The following is a 19,444-nucleotide window of genomic DNA, read 5'->3' on the forward strand; positions in this document are numbered from 1 at the left end:
TAGCAAGCGATAGCCTCAAAGATGATTGCCGCAGCGATGCCTTTAGGGTTCAGGGCTGATTAACTGACAAATCTTTTGACTGATTGCCCGCACCACCCTCACCCTAGCCGCTCTGGGAGCGGTGAGAGAGTCCTGTCACTCAACCAGGGGGGGCAGGATTTAATTGAGGCAGCACAACTTGCCGTTGAGCAATACGTAGGGCCGTCTGGTTAGATGCATCATAGACCCAAGCATCAAAAGAGTGTTTCCCTCGCGGTAAGCCTGCTAGATCAAGAGTAGCTGACCAACCGGAGTTTTGATAACGCTCATCCTTCAAAGCGTTTGCCACATCGGGTCGAGCAGTGCCAGTTTTGACGATGCCCAGTATTCGATGTTCCGTTCCTATTGTGAGGATGACCCAATGGCTAGCCGCAGAGTTCTTAGCCAATGCCCACCCTGCAAAAGTCAGCGTATTCTTAAGGGAACCACTCTCATTTACCTGGGCTATGTCAATATAACCAGCCAAATTAGAATCTGGCTGAGCAATAAATGTCGTTTGCTGAAGCTGTGCTAGATCAAACACTGGCTGCTGCTGAGGCAGATTGACTGGGAAAGAGGCGAGTTTTACTTCCACGTCAGGTTGAAAGACCATTGGGTTGTTCGTCAATAGCTGAAAAGAGCTGACGGCTGTTAGGGGATGACCACTCAATAGCGAGACAGCTTCTGCTTGATCTTTTGGTAAGTAGCTTAGCAAAAGGCCATTTTGAGCGTTGTCTGGCACAACTCTGTAGATGCCAACAGTGCCATTGGTGTATGTCACTCGCATTCTGATGGGTGGGGTTCTAAAAAGGGCTTTGTAAAGCTTGCCTAACCATGAATAGCGAAACTCGATCGCAGCATAGGTTACAAGTCCATTCTCAGGTAAAGACTTTGTCTCTCGCCACTTCAAAGCAAAGGTTTGCTCCGCTGTTTCTGGTAAGCAAATACTTGTTTGGAGCTTTTCTAGCAAGGCAGCCTGCATCGCTACGGTTTCTGAGCCTAATGTAATGGAATCAGGCAGTTGCTGAGAAACGTTGTAATGGCAAAAAATATAGCGAAAGGTTTTTGGTTCTTCAAAAAAAGGATGTCTCTCGTCTATCGCCATAAACGAGTAAAGCAAGTAATCTCTCGGCGCTTTGGCTAAGCTCTCCAAATTAGTGTTGTCGAGGAAAGCGGTGTAGGCCGAGTAAGACTGAAAAATCGGTCTTGGCTGCCAGTTAATGTCATTTGCAGCCGCGATCGCGGCTTCCCAGGGCACAATATCGATCGATCGATTGCCAATCATTTTCTGAACTGACAAAGGCAACCGCCGTTGCTTAAAGTTATCATGACTCAATTTGTCTAGATTCGCTCGATACTGGTCAAAGTGTATGACATTAACCAGATTATTCATTGCAGCTTGTGGCGCTAGAAACTCAAGGAAGCGATCGATACTAGAAAGGTAGGGGAGAAACAAACTCGCACCCCAGAGGGATACCACCAGCGTATAGCTAAACAGAATGGATGCGAGCTGAATTCCTCGCTTTGAACGAAGCCTGGAAATTTGCATGGCTACAATCCAGGGCGCTAGAGCAAAAAAGATTAATTCATGGCTACCCTGGCGCACAAAACCATGTTTAAAGCTAAGGAATAGGAGCACCGCAAGTGATAAGGAAAAACCCAAATCATTGCGGTATAGACCCGACGCTAGAAAGGCTAAAACGAACAGTAAAATAGAGGCTGCAAGCCAAACGTGGCGAAACTCTCCTACAATCCCCATTGCACTTGAGTATCCTGACGCAATCTCTAGTGAGCCTTTAATGTAAGCAAGCAGTGATGGTGAGGAAAACAGGATGACAAGCAGTAAAGTCAAGCCATAGGTGAGATAGAAAAGGTACTTACCAGTGACTCTTTGCCTAAATTGGGTCTCACTAGCGGCGGCTTCGGGCTGCGATCGCCATCGAGAAAAGGCCGCTACAGCAACCTGTTTGATGAGCACTACAGTGCCAGAGACGATAAGGCATAGCCCAACGTAAGCGAAGCCTTGCAGGCGGTTAGGATTCAACAGAATTAGGGAAACGGTTCCTAACGTGATGAAGAAATCAGTAATCGCAAGCAAAGAGATTTCTTGATGTAACTTATGCTCAATGGCTTGATATGCCCTGAAACTTAAGAAAATCAAGATCACTACAAAGGTGCATACACTAATTGTAAACTTAGTAAACAGTGCAAAACCTGAAAATACTCCCAGAAAAATGGCCTGCTGTCTGATCTTTTGGACGGGTAATAACAGCTCATTTGATAATAAAGTGAACAATAAGAGCAGAATCTGATACTCAGGGGGTACACCTAATCCAGTTGCCAGAAGATAGAAAAAGCATAAGCCAATGAATAGTATGAGCTGCTGTAGAAAGCTTTTAAGACTACATAGTTTAATGACTGTGAGAATAACAAGCGAGGCGTGTAATAATAATTGAAAACTAAACGTCAGCCACGTATTGTTTTCAAAGCCCATTGTTGTCAGAAGATAGCCAAGCGGCCCATACGTAAAAATAATATCTTCTCCAAAAACCAAGCCTTTATCTGCTGCATAGTTAATGGCATAGACCCAGGATGGATCGAGTCCTGTAGCAAGCGGTCTCAAATTCGGCAGAAACCGAATGAGAAGATAACCCATGCAGGTAATAAGAGCCACCAAAGAAAAAGTAAGCTTGAAATGTCTGGGCAACGTGTTATTAGGCAGCATCGGGTTCGAGAATTCGGTTAGAGACGTTTAGAGAACTTAATGAGCAGGCCTTGTCCACCAGGCGATCGCGTAGGGCTGGGTGGCTTCATTAACCTGGCGCTGAAACTGTACGCGCAATTTGTATCGTCCGGTTTCAGGCACTGGATGAAAAAGATGCTGGACGCTATCAACATCGCTGATCGATGACCAGATACTCTGATTGACATCGTTGTCATCGGCACGCATGAGGTAAAGCGTGAGGGTGTTCAAGCCGCGATCGCGGAAGCTTTCCTCCATGTCAAACTCACCGTTGTTGTTTTTGTCTATCAGTTCCACTAGCCGATTCCAAACGAGTGTTGCGGAGACAAAGCTTCCCTTTTGCAACGGTTTGTCCAGCACATAATCTCGAAACGACGGCGTATCGGCTTCGGCTGCTTTAGTTTTCCCTTCGCTCTCACTTTTTAGCCCTACCGTGCGGTAGTCCCACCCGATCGCGGGTACGGCTGCAATTGGGGCATACTGACCGGGGCTAAACTGCTGATAAGCGCGAAAGGCGTTTAGTTGCCCTGCACCCATCTGAGTGTTTAGGGGTACTTTGCGATCGCTATAAGCATCAGATTCAATCCAGCTACGATTGTTCTTGTTCAGGATGGTGCGGCTCATGCCAAGAGTAAGCCCATCACCTGCATCTTGGATCTTGTCTGCTGAGTTGAGCAGCACGGCTTTCATGACTTGCTCACGCCGCGCATCAAGTGTCCAGGGGAGGGTACAGCCCGGCTGTATGCAACTTCGCCGCAGTTGGCGATCGCCATATTCTTGCAGTAGCGCTACGGTTGCCGTGACGTGAGGAGCCGCAAAGCTCGTGCCGCTGGAGGTCATCAGACTACCATTGAGAGCAACCAGGCTGACATCGTTACCGGGAGCCACCAGCCCAATCGCGCGGCGTGGCCCGACGTTACTTTCGATACCCGCGATCGCAGAACCTGACCCAGACGCATCACCCAGGTTGGCAAAGTCAAGCTTGCGAAAGATGCCTTCTAACCGGGTTGTAAAAGCAACATTAATGCCGTTGAAATTGTCGGTGGGAATGGAAATGCCGCCCTTGCCCTGATTGCCTGCAATGACATATAGCACGTCATGCACACGGGCAGACCAATCAATACACTGGGTCAGCAGGGCATTACCGTCTAGCGTTGGATTCGATCGCGGATCTTGCCGCAACGACTCACCAAAACTGAAGTTGATAGCTCGTACATCGCCGCCGTTTTGTTCCGCGACATATTGAGCCGATAAGCATTCTTCGGGTTGCCCGTAACGTTTGGGCGTTCCAGCGGCTGATGAATACAGTCGCGCCCCTGGTGCTACACCCGGTAGCCCCTTTGCTGCGCTGATCATAATGCTGGCAACGTTTTGAGCATGACCATCCACATTGGCGTTCATGCGAGCTGGAGAATCACGGAAAAAGACGCGTACCAGCGGTACGGTGCGATGTTGCGTGACGGCTTTATCAATGCCAAACTGACCTGGGCGACCGATTTCCACCTGACCGATCGCAATTTTGCGTCCAATCAGGTTATACGGCGGAGCGTGTAGTCGTAAGGCGTCAATGCCAGCTTCCCCGACTGAACTCGACTGTGGGGCTTTGCTAACTGCTGCGGTGGCACCGAGTACGATCGCGCACACGCCTCCACTGAACCAGACTATCGTTCTCAGAACTTGCCGCCACGCCACAACGGTTTCTCCACAAGATTAGTGTTTTGCCAAGCATTTTTTGAGGCATTAAGAATCCTCAAGCAATAAACCCAACGATTTTCTGGCTCTCAAGGCGAAGTTGATTAGGCGTCAATGAGTCGTTCAGCACAGGCACTCAGCCACTCATCGATCCCTTCACTCAAAGTTGACAATCTACTAGGGACTTGAATCACAGTTTGTTAAACTAACTACAATACAGCGCCGCTAGGAGATCCATACCGCCATGACCCAAACGCCATCCAGTAAAAAGCCGATTGTCGTTGCTCCATCGATTCTATCAGCCGATTTTAGCCGCTTGGGCGACGAAATTCGCGCGGTTGATGAGGCTGGTGCCGATTGGATTCATGTAGACGTGATGGATGGTCGCTTTGTCCCCAATATCACGATCGGCCCGCTGATTGTAGAGGCAATTCGCCCCGTGACCCAAAAGCCGCTCGACGTTCATCTGATGATTGTGGAGCCAGAAAAGTATGTGGAAGACTTTGCCAAAGCCGGAGCCGATCACATCTATGTGCACTGCGAACATAATGCCTCGCCGCACCTGCACCGGACATTGGGGCAAATTAAAGAATTGGGTAAGCTTGCGGGTGTTGTACTGAATCCTGGTAGCCCTCTAGAGCTGATTGAGTATGTGCTTGAGCTTTGCGATTTGGTTTTGATCATGAGCGTCAACCCTGGCTTTGGCGGGCAAGGCTTTATTCCAGGTGTGATACCCAAAATTCGTCAGTTGCGCCAAATGTGTGACGAGCGGGGTCTCGATCCCTGGATTGAAGTGGATGGCGGCTTGAAAGGTAACAACACCTGGCAAGTGCTGGAAGCGGGTGCAAACGCGATCGTGGCTGGATCGGCTGTGTTCAAAGCCCCCAGTTATGCTGAGGCGATCGAGGGCATTCGCAACAGCAAGCGACCAACTCCAGAGTTGGCGAAGGTTTAGCGTCTGGTCTTCAGTTTTGATCATGAGGGGGCGATCGTGTGACGATCGCCCCCTTTGTCATAAGCATTAATGACAGAATCGCCGATTAATGTCTTAGTAGGAACTGTTGCGCTGAAAGGTCATCCTTAATGTCGTCGCCTCACCCTCGGCTGGTTAGGATTGTTCGCCTTTTGAGTATCGCGTTGCTGGTGCTGGCAGTCTGCTTTCGGGTTATACACCTCGATCGTAAGGTGTACTGGCATGACGAAGCCTACACCTCTATGGTCATTACTGCCCGCCCTGGAAATTATCTTAGCCGAGGTCTGTTTCAAAACACCGTAGTGAAACCAGCAGATTTGCTGGCCTATCAGCACTTTGTACCCACGTTGTCTTTGACAGATATGATTGCGCGCAAAGGCGTTGAAGATGCTCAACATCCGCCTCTGTACTACATCCTTTTACGGTTTTGGGCAGAAGTGTGGGGAACCTCTCCGACCGTCACCCGTGGGTTTACAGCATTGCTCAGCCTACTGCTGTTTCCAGCCGTGTACTGGTTTTGTGTCGAGTTATTTGAATCTTCCCTTGTCGGCTGGATCGCGATCGCCCTCTTCGCCGTTTCGCCCTTCCAGTTGGTCTATGCGCAAGAAGCGCGGGAATATGGGCTTTGGACAATTCTAAGCCTCGCTAGCAGTACGCTTTTGTTGCAAGCCATTCGGTCTCCTTCCTGGCGAAACTGGGTTTTGTATGGGGTGTCAATGGTGACAACACTTTATACAGCCTTATTTGCCGTGTGGCTTGCTGTTGGTCATTTTTTCTACCTTCTTGTTGTAGATGAAGGCAACCAGTTGATGAAGCTGCCCTGGCGGCTTGGCAAGCGCACGGTGCTTTTTGTCATTACGCTTCTGGTTGTTGGCTTACTCTTTATGCCCTGGGCGTATTTTGTGACCACGTCTGGCGGGTTACTAGAAAGCTCGACTTCGTGGATTACAGTGCCGTTGCCATTGATTGACAGCATTCAATCCACCATCTTTAATTTTAGCCGCAGCTTTGTCGATTTCAATTTTGAGTTGAGTAATCCCGTTGCTTACGGGTTTGCAATTCCTGTTTTGATGCTCCAGGGGTATGCGATATTTGTGCTTTGCCGTCATGCTTCCAGGCGAATCTGGTGGTTTATGCTGACCTTTGTTGGTAGCACCGCATTGGCCTTTGGACTACCGGATTTATTGTCGGGTGGGCAGCGGTTCACCGTAACACGATATATCATTCCTTGTTTTGTTGGGCTGCAAATTGCGGTTGCTTATCTTCTAGCCATCTATTTAACCAGGCTGCAACGCTGGAAAATGCAGGCTGCAACGCTAGTTTTTTCCCTTCTCCTGACTATGGGAGTTGCGTCTAGCAGTGTATACATACAGTCAAATACCTGGTGGAATAAGGTACTCAATGCCAATTATGAGCAGGTTGCTGCGATCGTCAATGGAAGCGATCGACCGCTCATAGTTACCGATGCGTTTGGCTATAACCCTGCCAGCATGATCTCTTTGAGCTATCTTCTCAAGCCCGATGCTCAATTCTTGTTGTTGCCACCCGTTGGTAATGCTTTTTCACTTAAGACACTGCCTCAAGACGCTCACAACATTTTTTTAATGAATCTTCCAGAGGTGTTTCGCCGCCAATTTATCGCGAAATATCAACGATCGCTCACACCCATTTTTCAAGATTCGTGGAATGAACTGTGGAAGGTTCAATAATCACAGAGATTGTGAGAAAAGTGATACAGGATGTATGGCAAATTATTTTCGCAACTGGCGTTGAGCGAGAAGTCGATCGCGCACAACCTAGGGCGTGTTTTAAAACCCTCGAAAGCCCCCCACCCCCAATTCTGGGGGCTTCCAAACAGGCTTCAAAGTCCCCCAATCTTGGGGGCTTAAAGCCCTTTGGGCATACAAGAAAAGGGGGCAGAAGCTTCAGCAACGAAGCGATTAGGAGTTTTAAAACACAACCTAGAAACCACATCGTTTCAGTGCGCCATCGAGAGACACGTTAAAATTATAGCCTCGCTCGACTGTTGGAAAGTAACCGGGAGGCGGTGGTGCCATGTTGGGTTCCCTGCCCTGCTTGTAATCCATCCGCTTGGTTTGTGGGTTGTATGTCCATGCAATCAGCCATTCGCCAGAAAGCGTTTGCCATCCCACCTGGTCATACATTTTGCGGTAGTCACCCAGTGCTTTCAAAATATTTTGCTGTGCCGTAAAGCCAAATTTACCCTCGCTAGCAGCACTCCAAAGCGCATCTACTGTTTTGAGGTCTGTGCAGGAGAAGGTATCCATCTCATCCTGGGGAGTGTATCCCAGTGCTTGGGCTTTTGGCCCTGCGGCATCGAGAAGGCGAAGGTCGGTTTCTCGATCGGCGGCTTTCCAATCTTTTTTCTGAAGGTCGGCTTTCAATTGGCTGTAATCGACGTGGCGATCGCTGGCGAGTGCAAGTTGCCCAGATGCAGCAAGGGGTGCAGATGTAGAAGGCGATGGAGAAGGAGTGAGTGGCGCAGCAGAGTGAGTAGAGTTCGCCTCGCTGAATGAATTAACCCTTGTATCAGACTGACGAAACCACCAAAACCCACCACCCATTAAGCTAGCGGTGATTAAAAAGGCAAGTATTAAAGCCGGAGTTTCATTTTTTTGTGGCATACGATCGAAGGTGCATTTAAGACAAAAGGATTCTCTGTCAACCGCTGCTCAACTGCTAGAGAAGAGAACAGTTAATGGGTAGAAGCGTCTTAGAACAATAGAGAAACTGAATAATTGAGCAATGAAACAATAGCTACAAAAGTAATAGGGCTATACGCAAAGTTTAACTTTCTACTGAGTCAGAAAACAGCACAGAACTGAAGAGATTGAGCTGTTTAGATGATCTTTATATGTTGAGATATAGATACATCTAAACGAACCGAACGCTTCTAGTTTTCAAGAGATAAGGCAAGAAGTATACAAATCTGTAGGGACAAATTATACTTGTGGTTTTCCATAAAATCTTCCATGATTGGAGTTGAAAGCTTTTATAAGTGCTAATTGGCATTGGCAGAAAAGCTGCTCTACCGAAACGTTTGTCATGATTGCTCTGGCTGCTTCTTAGGCTTCTTTACAAAAGGCTTTTGATTGCGTTTAGAGGAACTGTTGATGAGGGCGATCGCTTGTTGCTTTTATGGATAGATTGTGTGGCAAAGCTGATTGACTTCAAGAATGGTATCCGTTCAAACACGAAATTTTAATGACAATCGGTTTTCGGTCAGAGGTTCACATTCAACGTTCAACTGGAGTTCAGTGAACCCATGCTTCAAGGATGGATTCAAATTGCATTAACGCTACTCATTGTGGTAGCAATTACTCCTGTTCTTGGGGAGTATATGGCTCGTGTCTATTTAGGACAGCGAACTTTTTTAGACCCACTCTTAAAACCGATCGAGCAGATCATTCTGAAACTTAGTGGCGTACAGAGCCGTGAAGATATGACGGGTTGGCAGTATGCGCGATCGGTGCTTTACAGCAATCTCGCGATGGCGCTGCTGCTAGCGTTGATCATTGTGAATCAAGCGTGGTTACCGTTTAACCCAACCGGGTTGAGTGCGCCGACCTGGGACACTACATTACATACGGTGATTTCATTTATCACAAATACCAATCAGCAGCACTATTCTGGCGAATCGACCTACGGGTATTTCGCACAGTTTGCAGGGTTAGGATATATGTTTTTTGTCTCGGCTGCAACTGGATTAGCGGTCGGGATTGCATTTATTCGTGGCTTGACGGGTAGACCACTCGGTAATTTTTATGTGGATCTGACGTTATCCATTACTCGCATTCTGTTGCCGATCGGTATTATCGGTACGATCCTTTTCATTGCGGCGGGTGTCCCAGAAACGCTGGCAGGCCCTGTGGTCATTCCCACACTGGAAAATCCTGCCATTAGTCAAGCGATCGCGCGGGGGCCTGTCGCTCACTATGAAATCCTCAAGCAGCTTGGTGAGAATGGTGGCGGATTCTTTGCCATCAACTCGGCGCATCCCTTCGAGAATCCCAACCCCTTTACCAATTTGTTGCAGATTGTGGGCATGGTGGCGATTCCAGCCTCGTTTATTTATACCTATGGCGTGTTTGCTAATAATCGCAAGCAAGCCTGGTTGGTGTATGGGATGGTGCTGGCGATTTCGGTGACGTTTATCATTGTGACGGCGATCGGTGAGTATAACGGCAATCCGGCAGTGAATGCGTTGCTGGGTGGTCAAGCGCCGAACCTGGAAGGGAAGGAAGTCCGGTTTGGGTGGGCACAGTCTGCTTTGTTTGCTGCCATTACAACCGGAACAATGTGTGGTGCGGTCAATAGCTTGCACGATTCGTTTATGCCCAATGGTGGCTTTGTCACGCTGGCAAATATGTTTCTGCAAATTATTTGGGGTGGGCAGGGGACGGGCACGGCGTATCTCTTTGCCTACCTGCTGTTGGCAGTCTTTGTGACAGGGCTGATGGTGGGTCGCACTCCCGAATTTTTGGGACGCAAGATTGAGAAGCGAGAGGTTGTACTGGCAAGCTTTTTAATTCTACTGGTGCATCCGATCGCCATTCTCATTCCCGGCGCGATCGCAATGGCGTTGCCGAGCGCTCCGGATGGAACCACTTTACAGGGCTTCTACAACGGTATTGCCAACCCCAGTTTTCACGGTTTGACAGAGGTGCTTTACGAATACGCTTCCGCAGCGGCTAATAATGGTTCTGGCTTTGAAGGGCTATTGGACAGCCAACCTGCTCCCTCAGCGCTGTGGTGGAATCTTAGCGCGAGCTTTAGCCTGCTGGTGGGACGCTATGTGCCGATCGTGGCGTTGCTGCTGTTGGCTGATAGTATGTCGCGCAAGCAGCCCGTGCCAATGACCACTGGCACGCTTCGCACCGATACCTGGCTCTTTACGGGTGTGACAGCAGGCGTGATTTTGATTATGGGTGCGCTGTCGTTCTTTCCGGTGCTGGCGTTGGGGCCGATCGCCGAAGCCTTTCAGATTGCCAAGGGGATTGGGTAAGTGATGCTATATGATCCCCGAAACTTCTCTGACCTGTGCTGAAGGCGTTTCTCCTGGCTTGCAGCAGGCAATCAATATATATCGCTCCAGTCCTCTCTCCGTTGCTAATTTCTTTGGTCTGGGGGCTGTGCTAATCCTCACGCTTCTCGCCAGTCAGAAACTCGTCCTTAGACTGCATGCTCAGTGACAGTAGCATTGCTTTGCTTCATTCCAGCGGATGACGATGTTAGAACGCCAGTGGCATCGAAGACCGTTTTAAGCAATGCCGAAGACAAGACTGTCTCAATCATCTCAACCCAACCTTTACGCCCAACACGGCATTGTCTTCTATGGAATCCAGTTCTACCTCTCTTCGTTCGATTAAGGTGCCTCAGGGTCCCCGCGACTCTCGCAGGCATACGCCCAAGGTAAATATGTCTGGTTTGTATCAACGGGCGGTGCGCGAGTCATTTGTGAAGCTCAATCCCCGCATTCAAGTGCGAAACCCAGTGATGTTTGTGGTATGGGTAGGCACTGTAGTGACGCTTTTGGTGACGATCGATCCCAATTTATTTGGTTCTGTACAGGCAGATGTGGGGCAGCAACGCTTGCTCAATGGGTTAATTACAGCAATTTTGTTTTTCACGATTCTGTTTGCCAATTTTGCAGAAGCAGTGGCAGAGGGACGCGGCAAGGCCCAGGCAGATTCGCTGCGATCGACTCGATCAGATACCCTGGCTCGTAAGTTGATGACGGATGGGTCCATTCAAGAAGTCAGTTCTACGGCACTGCGCCGGGGCGATCGGGTGAAAGTGATTGCGGGCGATATGATTCCAGCCGATGGTGAAGTGACTGAAGGCATTGCCTCCGTAGACGAATCGGCCATTACGGGCGAATCGGCTCCCGTCCTTAAACAACCTGGAACAGACATTTCAAGCTCTGTGACGGGTGGGACGCGCATTCTGTCGGATGAGTTGATCATCAGCGTAACCTCTGATCCAGGACAAGGCTTTATCGATCGCATGATTGCCCTGGTGGAAGGCGCAGAACGCACTAAAACGCCGAATGAGATTGCGTTGACAGTGCTGTTAGCGGTGTTGACGCTGGTGTTTCTCATTGTGGTTTCGACAATTCCACCGTTGGCAAATTATGTGCAATCGCCCACGACGATCGCCATTTTGATCTCGCTGCTGGTAGCGTTAATTCCCACGACGATCGGGGGCTTGTTGAGCGCGATCGGCATTGCTGGGATGGATCGGGTGGCTCAATTCAATGTCATCGCCACCTCTGGTCGTGCAGTGGAAGCCTGCGGTGACATCAATACCCTGGTGTTGGATAAAACGGGCACGATCACGTTAGGAAATCGTTTGGCGGATGAATTTATTCCTGTCAACGGACACACAGTTGAAGAGGTGGCTCAAATTGCACTCGCTGCCAGCGTGTTTGATGAAACACCAGAGGGACGGTCGATCGTCAGCCTTGCAGAGAAGTGTCAAGCTGTAACCGATTTCAATTTGAAGGACGCGACAGGTGTTGAATTTTCTGCTCGCACCCGCATGAGTGGCACAGATCTTCCAAATGGGCGTGAAGTGCGAAAAGGCGCGGTAGATGCAATTAAAGGGTTTGTTAGATCGCGCAGTGGATCGGTACCATCTGATCTGGATAGCGCCTACGAGCGAGTGTCGCGTTTGGGTGGTACGCCGCTTGCGGTGTGCGAGGACAGCGAAATCTATGGTGTGATTTATCTCAAAGACATTGTAAAAGCAGGTCTGCGAGAGCGATTTGACCAACTCCGCCGCATGGGAGTAAAAACCATTATGCTCACAGGCGACAACCAAATTACCGCCTCCGTCATTGCGAAAGAAGCGGGTGTGGATGATTTCATTGCTGAAGCCACACCCGAAGACAAAATTGATGTCATTCGGCGAGAGCAGTCGCAAGGCAAGCTGGTTGCCATGACAGGAGACGGCACCAACGATGCACCCGCTCTGGCACAGGCAAATGTGGGTGTAGCAATGAACTCAGGCACCCAGGCCGCCAAAGAAGCTGCCAACATGGTGGATTTAGATTCTGATCCCACAAAGTTGATCGATTTGGTGACGATCGGCAAGCAGCTTCTCATTACTCGCGGTGCGCTGACGACGTTCTCGATCGCCAATGACATCGCCAAATACTTTGCGATCATTCCTACCATTTTCGCGGCAGCAGGGATCGGCGCACTCAATATTATGGGATTGAAAAGTCCCCAGTCTGCCATTATTTCAGCGCTCATTTACAACGCCCTGATTATTCCTGCCCTCATTCCATTAGCCCTCAAAGGGGTGCAGTTTCGCCCCCTGACAGCAGACCAACTCTTGCGCCGTAATATCTTGCTCTATGGCGTTGGTGGTGTTATTGCGCCGTTTATTGCCATCAAAATCATCGACGTGCTGATTCCCTTTTCATAACATCCACATCTGTTCTAGCAGGTTGCAACCTCTTCCATACTTTCTCCCTTCTGCCTCCTGCCTTCTACCCTCTGCCTTCAACAGCCCACCTTTCCCGACTTCCTCCATCCCTTTACCTTCTACTGACTATGAAACGCCTCCTCGATCGACCACCCCTTCTTTTCACTCAAACCCTTGCACCCGCCGCCGAAACCATCATCGAGATCTGGACGGAGTGGCGGAGACAAAAACTACCGCTTTATCTCTTTCTCGGTTTGTGTCTCAACCTCGTACTGGCACCTGCCGTGTTTGCTGCAACGGGTAACGATCTGTCTCGCACCCAGGCGTATTGGCTGGCAGCACTCGGTTTAGTCACTATTGCCCTTGCGATTTACCTCTTTTTTGTCATGTTTGTACCGGAGAAATTCTAATGAGTTTTGCGCGTGAGGCTGGTAGAGCCGTTCGATCTACCTTGGTGCTGTGGGTCATTACCGCGATCGCCTATCCCCTGATCATGATTGCGTTTGGGCAAATTGTCTTTCCCTTTCAAGCGAATGGTAGTTTGTTGAAAAATGCGAAAGGCGATGTGGTGGGTTCTGCATTAATTGGTCAGCCCTTTACATCTGACAAATACTTCAACAGTCGTCCCAGCACCACCAGCTACAGTACGGCTGACCCTGGTAAAGATAAGGATGGCAAGCCCCTGGACACGTCGGGGGTGCTAAATACGGGAGTCTCTGGTGCGAGTAATTTGGCTCCTAGCAACCCAGCATTGCTCGATCGCATCAAAGGCAAGAGCGATCCTGACCCCAGTAAAGCGATCGAGGGTGATCTGCCGCGACTGCAAAAAGCGGGTGTTAAACCAACCGCAGATCTGGTCTATACCTCTGGCTCTAGCCTTGATCCCCACATTACGCGAGAAGGGGCGATCGCTCAAATTGATCGAGTTGCCAAAGCGCGGGCACTGCAACCCAACCAGTTAGAAGACCTGATCAAACAGAATACTGATGGTCGGTTTCTGGGTCTTTTGGGTGAACCAGGTGTCAATGTGCTGAAGCTGAATTTGGCGCTAGATGCCCTCAAGCCTGCCAGCTAGAACACTAAGACCTCCGATCGCCTCAAGAAATCGGAGGTCTGATATCAGAGTTTTTGTATGTGTAGTGATTTTTCGCTCCGTGCCCCTTCACGGTTCGCTGTCGTGGGGGATGGGTTGTCTTTAGAAATTTCTTGCCGTCGCCCTTTCAGTCATTCCAATGCTTGCTTGCATCAGCGCTATCGCCTCCTCAAGCCTTTGGGACAGGGCGGTTTTGGCAAAACCTTTCTCGCCCAGGATGAATACCAATCTACAAAGGCGCTTTGTGTCGTCAAGCAGATTCTGCCTAACCACAACAATCCACAAGTAACTGAGCGCTTTCAACAAGAAACCCAACGCTTAGCCGAGGTGGGTGAACATCCTCAAATTCCCCAATTGTTGAACCACTTTGAGCAGGATGGACAGTGCTTCATCGTGCAGGAATGGATTGACGGCTCGACGCTGGAACAAGAGGCGGTGGAACAACTCTTTGATGAAGGGGAAGTGTGGGCGCTACTTCGAGACTTGCTGCCTATTTTACAGTATCTCCACGATCGCAACATCATCCATCGTGACATCAAACCCGCAAACATCATTCGTCGCCGCCACACGGGTGCCACTGATTGCAGCTCTCATTCATTCGTGCTGGTTGATTTTGGTGCAGCTAAGCAGATTGATGAGATGCAGCCCGTTTCCACCGGAACTATCATTGGCAGTGCAGAGTATGCCGCTCCTGAGCAAATTCGAGGTCGTGCCGTGTTTGCCAGCGATCTCTATAGTTTAGGAGTAACTTGCCTGCACTTACTCACCCAAATGTCACCCTTTGAGTTATACGATGTGGGCGATGCCATTTGGAAATGGGAGGCGTACTTAACGCAGCCAATTAGTACCGCTCTAAAGCACATGCTCTGTACGTTGGTGCAACCAGCCATGAGGCGGCGCTATCAGTCGGCGGCAGAGGCATTCGTAGCATTAGAGGCTTTGACCCTACAGCCAGCCAAACGGATCGCACCGTCTGCTTTAGCTCTAACAAGTTCAGGGGTAGATGGGGACTGTATGTCATGTGTGGTTTCGCCTGCTGCGATCGCGGCCAACTACACCATACAAACGGTGCGATCGATCAAGGCTGCTACTGCCTATAATCCTCAGTCTCAGCGCTGGCACTCGCTTCCATCTGCAACAGTGCCCAATAATCTTACCTGTGACGTGGCGGTCTTCTTACGCTCTCGTCTTCTGAATACGTCCGCTCCCCACACTGATCGAGGTTCGCCAACGAATTTAATGGCTCCCAAACATCTAATGAGTTGGCGCTTAGTCGCCGTTGGGTTTGGGACTGCTGTTGCCAGCGTAGCACTAACCTGTCTATGGGTCTGTGTGAGCATCATTTTTCTGGCTCTTGCGGTGCCACCACAATCCACAACCATGCCAGCGAAAGTCACGTCTTCAGTGTTACCTCGATCGCTTTAAACCACGAGGATAATAGCCCAGATGATTCTCCATAAAGCCGGAAACCGCTTTGCCTGGCTGCAAAAATTACGGACTTACATGCCAAAGCGCTTCAATCCAGACGTGAGAGAAGCAACTGATATTATTTTTAGCGTGATGGTGATCTTTATGATCACTTGCATCGGCTCAATGCTACTCATCTGCTTTTTCTTTGAGATGGATCGACGATTGTCTAGTCCACCTGTCCAACCACGATCGGACGCGGCTGCTACACCCACCCGATAGATAGTGATGGCTCTAGTACAGCGCATCAAAAGTTCTGCAACGTGGGTTGAAAGAGTGCTGAGTGCTGTAGCTTGCTGCCGCTTTGCGGTGGACTGAGTGCTGAGGACTGAGTAGCGCTCAAGCCTGTTGCATCATTTCTGTTCCAGGACACTAGGAGTTGAGAAGGCGATCGCTCAGGTCGAGCTTGCCCGGTTGATTGTAGTTACAGCGAAAGATGCAGCGTTTATGGTTGGCGTGATGTAACTTGGCACATTTCACGGCTCTTCGCCCAAACCAAAATTGATATAACGCGGCAGCAGCAAGCATCCCAAGAGGCGGCACCAGCGCGTAAAGCCAAAAGGCTGTCCAGTTTTGGGCTGGAAACGCTGAGGCAAAACTGCGCGCAGGATTCATGCCAAAGCCGGAAAGCGGCGCTTCAAACGTGACGTAGAGCATCACTAAACATCCGGCAAACAACCCCGTGTAGCGGTTGAGCTTTGAGTTGTTACTGGTTAATAACACCATCATCATCATCACGAACGCAATGACACCTTCACCAATGAATGCGCCTAGCCAGCCCAGTGCTCCTGGAACCGTAACCACATAATTGACTGGCGGTTGCGTAAAGGTGCTGCCAAAGAGTAAGGCAACTAAACACACTCCTGCTAGCCCGCCCAGGCACTGAAACAGGATATAGAAAATGGCATCCTGACGTTGGACTTTGCCTGCTTGGTAAAACGTGAGCGTTACGGCAGGATTCATGTGTGCGCCCGATTGCTTGCCCCAGGGGGAATAGATAAGCGCGATCGCGGTCGATCCCATTGCCACCCCAATCAGAAATCGGCGTAGATCAGCATTGGCGATCGTTTGATGCACAGGTGAAGCAGGATATTCAAAGAGGATCGTGAAAACTCCGGCTGAAACCATAAAAAGACCGAGTTCTGCGGCTTCCATCAAATATTCTGGCAGGTGCTTTTTAAGGGTTTCCATGCGGATCGTCTCCCACGCTACGCTGGACATGTCGATGTTCCACATTTTGTAGAATCATGGCGGCGACCAAACCTGTCCAACCTGTTTGATGGCTGGCTCCCAGACCTGCGCCATTATCGCCATGAAAATATTCATGGAAGAGGATTAAATTACGCCAGTGTGGATCAGTTTGAAAGGTCTCCAAGTTCCCATAAACGGGACGTTTTCCCGCTTCATCAGGTTCAAAAATGGCGACTAAGCGATGGGAAAGCTCGATCGCCACCTCTCGCAGCGTCATTTCGTGACCCGATCCAGTGGGATATTCTACTTTAAACTTGTCACCAAAATACTCGTAGAACCGCCAGAGGGCTTCGATAATCAGGTAGTTAACGGGAAACCAAATGGGGCCGCGCCAGTTGGAATTGCCCCCAAAAAGACCTGTGGTAGATTCGGCTGGTTCATAGCGCACACAGTAATCATGTTCACCCTCATGCAGCATATAGGGATGATCTAGATGGACTTTCGACAAGGCGCGAATGCCATGAGGACTCAGGAATTCATTCTCATCCAACAAGTAATGTAAGACGCGCTTTAACTTGGCTCCGTAGACGATCGCGAGCAGCCGTCTGGCTCCCATGCCCGGTGTTTCCATACAGGCTACTTTATTCTTTAGCTGTGGGCGATTGCGAATAAACCATTCCATGCGCCGCTTGAACCCTGGAAATTGCTGAAGCGTGTCTAATTCCAACACCGTCACGGCAAACAGCGGAATTAAGCCCACCATTGATCGCACCCTCAATGGAAACTGACGACCATCCGGCAAGTGCAGAGCATCGTAATAAAACCCATCTTCATCATCCCAGAGAGCAATCTTTGCATCACCAATCCCATCGATCGCATCGGCAATGTAGAGAAAATGCTCAAAAAACTTGCTGGCAATGTCTTCGTAGGCATCATCCTCTTTTGCCAACTCCAGCGCGATCGCTAGCATATTCAAACAATACATGCCCATCCAGCTCGTGCCATCAGCCTGGTTCAGATAGCCGCCTGTGGGTAATTCTTTGCTGCGATCGAAGACACCAATATTATCCAGTCCCAAAAAGCCGCCCTGAAAGACATTGTTGCCTTTCATATCTTTGCGATTGACCCACCAGGTAAAGTTCAACAGCAGTTTATGGAAAACCCGCTCTAAAAATTGGCGATCGGCACGTCCATAAAACTTTTGCTCGACCTGATAAACTCGTAACGCAGCCCAAGCGTGAACTGGCGGATTCACATCGCTAAACGCCCATTCATACGCAGGGAGTTGTCCACTGGGCTGCATGTACCATTCGCGGGTGAGGCGATCAAGCTGTAGTTTCGCAAAGTCTGGATCGACGACAACTAACGGAATTAAGTGAAAGGCCAGATCCCACGCCGCGAACCAGGGATATTCCCATTTGTCGGGCATGGAGAGAATGTCTTCACTAAATAAATTTGTCCAGTCGTGGTTACGCCCTGTTTTGCGTTCTGGAGGTGGGGGTGGCTGGTTGGGATCACCCTTCAACCAGTCATACACCACGTAGTTGTAATACTGCTTGCTCCACAACATGCCCGCAAACGCCTGCCGCTGGGTGTTGCGTTCGTCCTCCGACATGGGGAAAGGGCAAATGCGCTTATAGAACGCATCGGCTTCCTGTTGACGGGTTTGAAAGATGGTGTCAAAATCTGCACCCAGTGATTCATTGAGTGCCTGCTGATCAGACAGGCGTAGGCGAATGGTTTTAGTTTCGCCCGGTGCAAGCGTCAGTGGATAACGGGCCGCAAATTTGGTACCAATGCGATCGATATTGACAGCGTGCTGTTTGCCATGCACCACGTAATCATTGATGCCATCTTTAACATACAGTGATGGATTGCTCGTACCAAAGAGCCGTTCGTAATTGGTTTCGTTATTAGTGAAGAGCAGTTCTGCGCCGGGTTCACAGTAAAGCCAGTGAGTACCCAGAGTGGGATGATCGGCTTCCAGCACACTGACGGGTGCTTCGGTAATGACTTTGATGAAAGGTGCTTCCATCTCAGGTTGCCAGTCCCACAGGTTACGAAACCATAGAGTGGGTAACAGGTGAAGCGTTGCGGCTTCTGGCCCTCGGTTGGCGATCGTCACCTGAATTAAGATGTCTTCTGGTGTAGCTTTGGCATATTCCACAAACACATCAAAATAACGACTTTCGGCAAAAACACCTGTATCCAGTAGCTCAAATTCCGATTCAAATTTACTTCGGCGACGATTTTCATCGACTAACTGCGTATAGGGAAACGCCTGCTGGGGATACTTATACAGGCATTTCATGTAGGAGTGGGTGGGCGTACTGTCGAGATAGAAATAATATTCTTTGACATCCTCGCCGTGATTGCCTTCACTGCCCGTCAACCCAAACAACCGCTCTTTTAAGATAGAGTCGTTGCCATTCCATAGGGCGATCGCAAAGCACAAACGCTGGCGGCTATCCGAAATCCCAGCGATACCATCTTCACCCCAGCGGTAGGCCCGCGATCGTGCCTGATCGTGTGGAAAATAATCCCAGGCGGAACCATAAGGGCTGTAGTCTTCTCGCACGGTGCCCCACTGCCGCTCACTCACGTATGGGCCCCACCGTTTCCAGTAGCGCGTGCGATCGCGATCTTCTTGTAATCGTTGTTCTTCAGCCGTCATAATTTCCTTCTAAAAAATAGTCGGCGACCAATGCAAAGGCTTTTCAAAAATAATTGTTTCTGACTCAACTTTGTCGTGTCGGTAGGGTTTTACCTCCCCAGTTTCGACAAAGTCCAATTGCTTTCAAAAGGAGATAACACT

At 49.5% G+C, this 19,444-nt stretch carries 13 protein-coding genes; 8 read left to right on the forward strand and 5 right to left on the reverse strand.

Going from position 1 to position 19,444, the window contains the following annotated elements:
* Positions 1 to 139 precede the first annotated feature (139 nt).
* Together AC5JLP_RS07930 and AC5JLP_RS07935 are read right to left on the reverse strand one after the other, a co-directional pair.
* Positions 140 to 2,116: a hypothetical protein gene (locus AC5JLP_RS07930; protein WP_496067384.1), complete on the reverse strand. Its 1,977-nt coding sequence runs from the start codon at positions 2,114 to 2,116 to the stop codon at positions 140 to 142.
* Between the two features lie 663 nt (positions 2,117 to 2,779).
* The gene (locus AC5JLP_RS07935; protein ID WP_496067385.1) at positions 2,780 to 4,453 is read right to left on the reverse strand and encodes a S8 family serine peptidase; all 1,674 of its coding nucleotides are present in this window, start codon (positions 4,451 to 4,453) and stop codon (positions 2,780 to 2,782) included.
* Positions 4,454 to 4,697: 244 nt separating this feature from the next.
* Between AC5JLP_RS07935 and rpe the strand changes: the two genes are divergently transcribed.
* The gene (rpe, locus tag AC5JLP_RS07940; RefSeq protein ID WP_496067386.1) at positions 4,698 to 5,408 is read left to right on the forward strand and encodes a ribulose-phosphate 3-epimerase; all 711 of its coding nucleotides are present in this window, start codon (positions 4,698 to 4,700) and stop codon (positions 5,406 to 5,408) included.
* A gap of 170 nt (positions 5,409 to 5,578) precedes the next feature.
* Positions 5,579 to 7,135: a glycosyltransferase family 39 protein gene (locus AC5JLP_RS07945; RefSeq protein ID WP_496067387.1), complete on the forward strand. Its 1,557-nt coding sequence runs from the start codon at positions 5,579 to 5,581 to the stop codon at positions 7,133 to 7,135.
* Between the two features lie 252 nt (positions 7,136 to 7,387).
* On the opposite strand, the gene AC5JLP_RS07950 is transcribed toward AC5JLP_RS07945, so the two are convergent.
* Positions 7,388 to 8,071: a GUN4 domain-containing protein gene (locus AC5JLP_RS07950; protein WP_496067388.1), complete on the reverse strand. Its 684-nt coding sequence runs from the start codon at positions 8,069 to 8,071 to the stop codon at positions 7,388 to 7,390.
* A 641-nt stretch (positions 8,072 to 8,712) separates the two neighbouring features.
* Here AC5JLP_RS07950 and kdpA point away from each other — a divergent pair.
* From kdpA to AC5JLP_RS07980, 6 genes are all read left to right on the forward strand, one after another.
* Positions 8,713 to 10,452 carry a potassium-transporting ATPase subunit KdpA gene (gene kdpA / locus AC5JLP_RS07955; protein WP_496067389.1) on the forward strand — a complete coding sequence of 580 codons (1,740 nt, stop codon included), beginning with the start codon at positions 8,713 to 8,715 and terminating at the stop codon, positions 10,450 to 10,452.
* Between the two features lie 413 nt (positions 10,453 to 10,865).
* A complete protein-coding gene (gene kdpB / locus AC5JLP_RS07960; protein WP_496067390.1) occupies positions 10,866 to 12,878 on the forward strand; it encodes a potassium-transporting ATPase subunit KdpB in 2,013 nt (670 codons plus the stop codon).
* Between the two features lie 128 nt (positions 12,879 to 13,006).
* Positions 13,007 to 13,288 (forward strand): potassium-transporting ATPase subunit F, encoded by a 282-nt coding sequence (locus tag AC5JLP_RS07965; protein WP_496067391.1) that lies wholly within the window; start codon positions 13,007 to 13,009, stop codon positions 13,286 to 13,288.
* A complete protein-coding gene (kdpC, locus tag AC5JLP_RS07970) occupies positions 13,288 to 13,953 on the forward strand; it encodes a K(+)-transporting ATPase subunit C (protein ID WP_496067392.1) in 666 nt (221 codons plus the stop codon). The genes AC5JLP_RS07965 and kdpC overlap by 1 nt, the downstream gene beginning before the upstream one ends.
* Positions 13,954 to 14,010: 57 nt before the next feature.
* Positions 14,011 to 15,396: a protein kinase domain-containing protein gene (locus AC5JLP_RS07975; RefSeq protein ID WP_496067393.1), complete on the forward strand. Its 1,386-nt coding sequence runs from the start codon at positions 14,011 to 14,013 to the stop codon at positions 15,394 to 15,396.
* Positions 15,397 to 15,417: 21 nt separating this feature from the next.
* Positions 15,418 to 15,660 (forward strand): hypothetical protein, encoded by a 243-nt coding sequence (locus AC5JLP_RS07980; RefSeq protein ID WP_496067394.1) that lies wholly within the window; start codon positions 15,418 to 15,420, stop codon positions 15,658 to 15,660.
* Between the two features lie 150 nt (positions 15,661 to 15,810).
* On the opposite strand, the gene AC5JLP_RS07985 is transcribed toward AC5JLP_RS07980, so the two are convergent.
* Together AC5JLP_RS07985 and AC5JLP_RS07990 are read right to left on the reverse strand one after the other, a co-directional pair.
* On the reverse strand, positions 15,811 to 16,629 hold the full coding sequence (locus tag AC5JLP_RS07985; protein ID WP_496067395.1) for an MIP/aquaporin family protein: 819 nt from the start codon (positions 16,627 to 16,629) through the stop codon (positions 15,811 to 15,813).
* On the reverse strand, positions 16,616 to 19,303 hold the full coding sequence (locus tag AC5JLP_RS07990; protein ID WP_496067396.1) for an MGH1-like glycoside hydrolase domain-containing protein: 2,688 nt from the start codon (positions 19,301 to 19,303) through the stop codon (positions 16,616 to 16,618). Before AC5JLP_RS07990 ends, AC5JLP_RS07985 begins: the two co-directional genes overlap by 14 nt.
* Positions 19,304 to 19,444: the final 141 nt, after the last annotated feature.

This window comes from Stenomitos rutilans (genome assembly GCF_059505485.1).